Here is a 7,517-nt window from a genome sequence, read left to right as displayed (position 1 = left end):
AGCCGGTATGTCGGAACAGCCGGCGGAACTTCCCGGTTATGGCCCGATACCGGCCGGCCTCGTTCGCGAGATGGCCGAGAACCCCCGGTGCACATGGCGGCGGATACTGATGGATCCGCCGGAAGGACGAGTCCTGGAGGTCAGCCGGCGTCGATTTCCCTCAGCCACTCTGGCTCGTCATGTTCGAACTCGAAACCCTACATGTGTCTTTCCGGGATGCGAGAAGCCTTCCATTCACTGCGATCTTGATCATACCAGGTCGCATCGTCGAGGTGGCCAGACGAGCGAGCGGGACCTCGGGCCAAAATGCCGGAGGCATCACCGGCTGAAACACGCGGATGAAAAGCGGCCCAGGCGTGGCGCCGAGGAAGGTGCTACGAGAAGACCGGGGCGGCCGGATACATCATCTCCCGATCAATCCACGCAGAAGGGATGGTCCGTGTGCCAGCCCAGGCCTGGACATTTCATCTGGACGAGCCCGGAGGGACGCCAATATGAGGTTTCACCCGAAGATTATCTCAAGGAAGTATTCCTCGAGGATGATGTCCAGTTCGAGTCGAAGCGGACCGGGGCCGAGCGACGGATGACGCCTCAGACCCGTAGATGACGGCGGAGCGCCACCGAAGCCATCGCGGCGGCGGCGAGCACACCGACCCCCAGCACGACGGCCGCGGTCTCCCAGACCGCCGACCAACCGAACAGGGGGAACATCGTCTGCTTCGCGAACCGGCCGTCCACCAGGTAGATCTTGGCCAACGCGAGCACGCCCGTGGCGAACAGCCCGCCAACCAGCCCCACCGCCGCGATCTCCAAGACGAACGGGGCCCGGATTGTTCCGTTGGACGCACCGACCATCTTCATGATGGCAGTCTCCCGCCCCCGAGCATGCGCCGAGATCCGGATCATCGTGTAGATGAGGGCGAAGGACGCCAAGGCCTGCACGGCGGCGAGGGCGAAGGCGCCCGCTGTGAAGGCGTCGAGGAACCGGTACAACGGGTCAAGCAGGCCGCGCTGGTCGCGCACAGCTTCCACCCCGTCGAGGCCGGTGTAGGTGACGACGATGTCGCGGGCCGCTCGCGGATCGGTGAGCGTAAGTCGTAGCGCCGCGGGCAGGTCGTCGGGTCCGACACCGGCGAGGACGTCGGGCGATCCACGGAAGTCCCGACGGAAACGGTCGTACACCTGCTGTTTGCTTTCGTACCGCACGTCGACGACCAGTGGATCCGCCGCGATCTCGGCCTCGAGGGCAGACCGCTCGCCTGGGGTGATGCCATCGGAGAGATCAACGACGACTTCGATCTGGTCGAGCAGGAAGCTGTCGATGGTGTGCACCTGCGCCCGCAGGAGCAGGCCCGACCCCAGCAACGCCAGGCAGATCGCGACAGTGATGATCATAGCGCAGGTCATCGCCAGGTTGCGGCGCAGGCCCGTCCACAGCAGCGACGCCAGCAGACCCGGTCGCATCAGCGGACCCGGTCGGCCGGCACCCGGGGCCCGGGCCGGGGAATCATCGGCACCACCAGATCATCCTGGTTGTAACGCCCGCGAGCCTCGTCCCGGATCAGCGCGCCGTCGCTCAGCTCGAGCACCCGGCGGCGCATCGCGTCGACGAGCGACGCGTTGTGGGTGGCCATCACGACGGTGGTGCCGGCCTGATGAACAGTGTCGAGCAGGTTCACGATCTCGATGCTGGTGTTCGGATCGAGGTTGCCGGTCGGCTCGTCGGCCAGCAGTACCCGAGGACGGCCGACGAACGCCCGGGCGATTGCGACCCGCTGCTGTTCGCCTCCGGAGAGTTCATCGGGATACCGGTCCGCCTTCTCCGCGAGGCCGACCAGGTCGAGTGCCTCCGGCACGACGCTGCGCACGACATGCCGAGGACGGCCGACCACGTCGAGGGCGAACGCGATGTTCGCCGCCACGGTCCGATTCGGTAGCAGGCGAAAGTCCTGGAAGACGCAGCCGACCAGCCGGCGCAGCCGGGGCACCCCGCGGTCCGGCATCCGCGCGACGTCACGGCCGGCCACCAGCACCCGGCCGGACGTCGCCCGTTCCTCCCGCAGCAGCAATCGCAGCAATGTGGTCTTACCCGATCCGGACGGCCCCACGAGGAAGACGAACTCACCGGCACCGATCTCCGCGGTGACATCGATCAGCGCCGGCCGGCCGCCGTTCGGGTACCGCTTGCTCACGGAACTCAAAACGATCATTGCGCCTTCCCGCACTCCCATGACTTTCAGTAGCCGCATGGTAGGGCGTGACGAAGGTCGGGGGCCGCAGGTTAACGCCCGACCGGAATCTCCGAGAACAGCCCCGAGCGGGTCACCGCTCGCCCGGTCGACCTTTGACGGAGCGGCACGCCACCGTGCGCGGGCGTAACGTGGAGGTCGATCGTGCGTGTCGCCAACGGTCGTGCTCCATCCGAAACGTCCGGGTGTTGTCCCCACCCCGAGGAAGTGCGACGATCGCCCGATCATGGCATCCGTCCCGGGTGAGAAGGAGGCGCTATGGGCAGCGAGGATCTCGTCTGCGCGCGCTGCGCCGGACTGGTGGTCGAAGGCCGGTGTCCCACCTGCCGCGCCTCGCGCGAGTACCTGCGCCAGAGCTTCTTCCAGATGTCACCGCAGGTGATCGTCACGCTGATCGCGATCGTGATGCTACTGACGGTCCTTGCCGCCCGTCACGTCTCCTAAGCCCGGCCGCGCCGCCGCGGCAAAGGCTGACCTAGTCGCGGGCCGCCCCGAATCTCCCCGTTGTCCTCCCGTGCGCTGCCTCGTCCTGGTCAGCGCCATTCTCGCCCTGGTGGGCCTCGGCGTATCCGCCTGCGGCGGGAATGGTGGCCGCCCCTGGCCGGCCGAGTCGTCGAAGCCGGCCACCACCGCACCGTCGGCGGGTCGCGACAGCCCGCAGCCCGAGTTGCGCATCATCACCACGGGTCTCGCGGCGCCCTGGGATGTCGCCTTCCTCCCCTCCGGGGACGCCTTGATCAGCGAACGGGACAGCGGCCGTATCCTGCGTCGCCCGGCCGGCAGTGGCGAGCCTACCGAGGTCGCCCGTTTTCCGGACATGGTGCACAGCGGGGAATCGGGGCTGCTGGGCCTCGCCGTCTCCCCCACCTACGCGGCCGATCACTTCGTGTACGCCTATTACACGACCCGGGCCGACAACCGGATCGTGCGGTTCCGGCTGACCGGGAACTGGGCGGGTTCCCCCGCACCGATCCTCACCGGGCTCGCGAACGCCCAGATCCACAACGGCGGACGGATCAGGTTCGGCCCGGACGGCCTGCTGTACGCGGGGGTAGGGGACGCCGGCGTGACCACACGGGCGCAGGACCGCGCCAGTCTGAACGGCAAGATCCTACGGATGCGTCCCGACGGAAGCGTGCCGCCGAGCAATCCGTTCCCGGGCTCGCTGATCTACAGCATCGGCCACCGCAACGTGCAGGGCCTGGCGTGGGATACGGCCGGACGGCTGTGGGCATCCGAGTTCGGCCAGAACAACTTCGACGAGGTGAACCTGATCATCCCGGGCGGCAACTACGGGTGGCCGATGGTGGAGGGCGTCGGCGACACCGACAAGGGCCGCCTGCGCAATCCCCTCGTCACCTGGACCACCGCCGAAGCATCCCCGAGCGGCGTCGCGATCCGTGGAGACACCCTGTACGTGGCGGCGCTGCGCGGACAGCGGCTGTGGGAGGTGGGCCTGGCCGGTGACCATGTGCGTGGCGCCCCCCGCGCGGCGTTCACCGGTGAGCTGGGCCGGCTGCGCGCGGCGGTGCTCGCACCGGACGGATCGGTATGGATCATCACCAGCAACACCGACGGCCGAGGGGACCCGAGAAAGGGGGACGACCGGATCCTGGCGCTGCGCTGAAGGTCCGGGTGGACGGGCGACCCGACGGCGGGAGCGTCAAGCCGACACCGTGGGCTCCACCGGAAGCGGCTCCGCCGGGACCGCCCCGACGGTACCCATCACGCCGATAATTCGATCACGTAGCGAAACCACATCTCCGATTACGATGACCGCGGGAGAACTGATCGCGGCTTCGGCCGCGAGCCGGGCGATATCCGCCAGGGGCCCGGTGATAATCGTCTCGTCGGCTGTCCCGCCAGCGTGGATCACCGCGGTCGGAGTCTCCGGCCGGCGGCCCCGCTTCACCAGCTCGTGACTGATCTCGGGCAGTGCCCCGACGCCCATCAGCACGACGACTGTGCCCGGACCGGTAGCGAGCGCGTCCCAGTCGGCGGTGGAACCGGGATGCGACGGATCGATATGGCCGCTGACGACAGCCACGTCCTGGGTGATGCCCCGGTGGGTCACCGGGATCCCGGCGAGCGCGGGGACCGCGACGGCGCTCGTCACCCCGGGGACGATCTCGCAGGGCAGGCCGGCCGCAGCGCAGGCCAGGGCCTCCTCGCCGCCACGACCGAAGACGAACGGATCACCGCCCTTGAGCCGGACGACGCCGAGCCCGCGCAGTCCCCGATCGACGATCACCGCGTTGATCTCGTCCTGGGTCAGGTTGTGACCGTGCGGCGCCTTGCCCGCATCGATGATCTCGGTACCGGGTCGCACCTCATCCAGCAGCTCACGGGGAGCCAGCCGGTCGACCACCACGACATCCGCAGCCTGGAGCAGCCGCAGACCGCGTACGGTGATCAGATCCGCCCGCCCGGGACCGCCACCGACAAGGGCCACCCATCCGCCCGGGGCTGTCTGCACACCGGTCATCTTCGTCCCCTCCCGCGTCGGCTTTCTCCCAGTGTGCGGCCTGACCAGCCCGTTCGGGGCCGATCGCCGCAGCCGACCATTCCGGCTGACCGGCCGGCTGACCGCCTCAGCTGACCGGACGGGCCGCCGCGACGGGGCCGACCAGCACCCGACCGTCCTGCACCTGCACCGGGTAGACGGGGAGGCGCACCCCTCGGCATCGAGGCACTCCCCCGTCACCAGATCGAACGCCTGCTTGTGTAACGGCGAGAAGACCACGGCCCGGTCTCCGCGGGAGCCGACGAGACCCCGGGAGAGCACGTTGGCCAGGCCGATCGGGTCGGCGTTGCCGACGGCGAGCACGGGACCGTCGCTCAGCCGGAAGATGGCCACCTGGGCGCCGTTGACGAGCGCGGCCACGCCGCGATCGGGAGTCAGATCGTCCAGGGCACAGATGTCGGTCCAGATCATGGCGGCCTCCAGATCGTCCGGGATGCGCTTACTTGCCTATCCAGAGGCTTTTGGGGACGTAATGAAGTAACAAATACGTGATCGAGATCATCATCGCAGGTCACAGGCCTGTGGAGGGTTCGAAACGCGCAAGTTATTTCATTTCGACTCCTTTGTGTCCGTTTCGTCCCTCTGGATAGGCAAGGAGCCTGGATAGGTAAGGAAACGGCCAGCCACCACGGGGAGCGTGGCACCGGCGATGAGGGCTGCCCGCTCGGCCGGGCGGGCCGGCCGGGGCTGGCCGCGTTCGAGGAGGTGGATGACGTCGGGGTCGGCCGCCTCGGGGGCGTTGACGAACGAGGCGAACCGGCGCAGTGCGACCGGATCGGCCAGCGTCGTCTTCCACTCGTCCTGATAGGTCGCGACGTGGTGGGCCATGGCCGTGTCGAGTTCGGCGCAGATGCCCAGCGAGTCGTCGACGATGACCTCGCGGACATGTCCGAGGCCGCCGTCGAGGCTCTCCACCCACGGCGCGGTGCGCTGGAGGCGATCGGCGGTGCGCACATAGAACATCAGAAACCGGTCGATGTAGCGGACGAGCGTCTCGGTGTCGAGGTCGGAGGCGAACAGCTCCGCGTGCCGGGGCCGGTGACCGCCGTTGCCGCCCAGGTACAGGTTCCAGCCCTGCTCGGTGGCGATCACCCCGACGTCCTTGGACCGCGCCTCCGCGCATTCCCGGGCACAGCCGGAGACCGCCATTTTGATCTTGTGGGGAGATCGCAGGCCGCGGTAGCGTAGCTCCAGGTCGACGGCCAGCGTGGTGGAGTCCTGTACGCCGTAGCGGCACCAGGTCTCCCCGACGCAGGACTTCACCGTCCGCAACGCCTTGCCGTAGGCGTGTCCGGACTCGAGTCCGGCGTCGGTCAGCCGCTTCCAGATCTTCGGCAGCTGCTCGGCCCTGGCGCCGAAGAGGTCGATGCGCTGCCCACCGGTAATCTTCGTGTAGAGGTTGAAGTCCCGGGCCACCTCGCCAATCAGGATGAGCGTCTCGGGCGTGACCTCGCCGCCGGGCAGCCGGGGGACGACCGAGTACGTGCCGTCCTTCTGCATGTTCGCGAGCATGTGGTCGTTGGTGTCCTGCAGGGCGGCCTGCTCGCCGGCCAGGACGTACCCGTTGTAAAGGGAGGCGAGAATCGAGGCCACCACCGGCCGGCAAACCTCGCAGCCCCGGCCCCGACCGTGCTCGGCGATCAGCTGCGAGAACGTCGTGATCCCCCGCACCCGGACGATCTCGAACAGTTCAGCCCGGCTGACGTCGAAGTGCTCGCACAGCGCCTTCGATACCTCGATGCCCGCGGCGGCGAGCTGCTGGCCGAGGATCGTCCTGAGCATCGGCCAGCAGCTGCCACAGCTCGTGCCCGCGTTGGTACACCCCTTGATCCCGGCGACGTCGGTAAGGCCGTTCTCGCTGATCGCGGCGCAGATCTGGCCGTGGGTGACGTTGTTGCACGAGCAGATCTGCGCCCCGGCGGGGAGCGCCGCCCCGGCCCCGGAGCCGCCGGCCCCTGCCCCGTCGCCGTCGCCGGCCGGCAGGATGAGCCGCGCGGGATCGTCCGGCACGACCCCGGCGGAGCCGACCATGGCCCGCAACATGCCGTACTCCCCGGCGTCGCCGACGAGGATACCACCGAGGACGCTACGCGCGTCGTCGGAGAGCACCAGCTTCTTGTAGACCTTGGCCACCGGGTCGGCGAACGTGATAGGCAGCGCACCGGGAGTCGTCCCGAAGGCGTCCCCGAAGCTCGCGACGTCGACGCCGAGCAACTTGAGCTTGGTCGACATGTCGGCACCGGTGAAGGTCGCGCCGCCGCCGAGCAGACGGTCCGCGACGACCTCGGCCATCGCGTATCCGGGTGCGACCAGCCCGTACACCCGTCCGGCCGCCAGGGCGCACTCGCCGACGGCGTAGATGTGCTCGTCGCTGGTGCGGCAGCCCTCGTCGACGACGATGCCGCCGCGATCCCCGACGTCGAGTCCGCACTCGCGGGCCAGGGCGTCCCGCGGGCGGATCCCCGCCGAGAACACGACGACGTCGGTGTCGAGGCCGGCCAGCCCCTCGGGGTGACGGGCGAAGACCATCCGGGTGACCCGCCCGTCGGGATCGGCCTCGATCCGCTCGGTGGCCGTGTCGGTGTGGACGCCGATCCCGAGCCCGGTGATGTGGGCTCGCAGCGTCTGCCCGCCGGCCTCGTCGACCTGGGCCGGCATCAGCCGGGGCGCGAACTCGACGACGTGAGTAGCCAACCCCAGGCTACGCAGCGCGTTCGCCGCCTCTAGGCTTGTCTTCCGCACGT

The 7,517-nt window shown here is 68.8% G+C and carries 6 protein-coding genes and 1 pseudogene; 2 read left to right on the top strand and 5 right to left on the bottom strand.

What is annotated here, in order from left to right; translation table 11 throughout:
* Positions 1 to 591: 591 nt before the first annotated feature.
* Positions 592 to 1,464 carry a permease-like cell division protein FtsX gene (ftsX, locus tag AC08OQ_RS15830; RefSeq protein ID WP_476601880.1) on the bottom strand — a complete coding sequence of 291 codons (873 nt, stop codon included), beginning with the start codon at positions 1,462 to 1,464 and terminating at the stop codon, positions 592 to 594.
* Complete coding sequence (gene ftsE, locus AC08OQ_RS15825) at positions 1,464 to 2,210, bottom strand: cell division ATP-binding protein FtsE (protein ID WP_476601879.1); 747 nt, start codon at positions 2,208 to 2,210, stop codon at positions 1,464 to 1,466. The genes ftsX and ftsE overlap by 1 nt, the downstream gene beginning before the upstream one ends.
* A gap of 297 nt (positions 2,211 to 2,507) precedes the next feature.
* On the opposite strand from ftsE, the gene AC08OQ_RS15820 reads away from it, so the two are divergent.
* Both AC08OQ_RS15820 and AC08OQ_RS15815 read left to right on the top strand, forming a co-directional pair.
* Entirely contained in the window at positions 2,508 to 2,693 is a 186-nt protein-coding gene (locus AC08OQ_RS15820) for a hypothetical protein (RefSeq protein ID WP_476601878.1), read from the top strand.
* A gap of 70 nt (positions 2,694 to 2,763) precedes the next feature.
* The gene (locus AC08OQ_RS15815; RefSeq protein ID WP_476601877.1) at positions 2,764 to 3,876 is read left to right on the top strand and encodes a PQQ-dependent sugar dehydrogenase; all 1,113 of its coding nucleotides are present in this window, start codon (positions 2,764 to 2,766) and stop codon (positions 3,874 to 3,876) included.
* A 36-nt stretch (positions 3,877 to 3,912) separates the two neighbouring features.
* Here the strand turns inward: AC08OQ_RS15815 and cobA are convergent, their stop codons facing one another.
* The 3 genes and pseudogenes from cobA to nirB form a co-directional block, all read right to left on the bottom strand.
* A complete protein-coding gene (gene cobA, locus AC08OQ_RS15810) occupies positions 3,913 to 4,734 on the bottom strand; it encodes a uroporphyrinogen-III C-methyltransferase (RefSeq protein ID WP_462186016.1) in 822 nt (273 codons plus the stop codon).
* A 246-nt stretch (positions 4,735 to 4,980) separates the two neighbouring features.
* Positions 4,981 to 5,184 (bottom strand): annotated as a pseudogene (locus tag AC08OQ_RS15805) (nitrite reductase (NAD(P)H) small subunit); the annotation flags it as partial.
* Between the two features lie 138 nt (positions 5,185 to 5,322).
* Positions 5,323 to 7,517 (bottom strand): nitrite reductase large subunit NirB (gene nirB, locus AC08OQ_RS15800; protein ID WP_476612152.1); only part of this gene is annotated, 2,195 nt, incomplete at its 5' end.

The organism is Frankia sp. CcCS3 (assembly GCF_977927575.1).
This window is presented reverse-complemented; position numbering and strand designations above follow the sequence as displayed.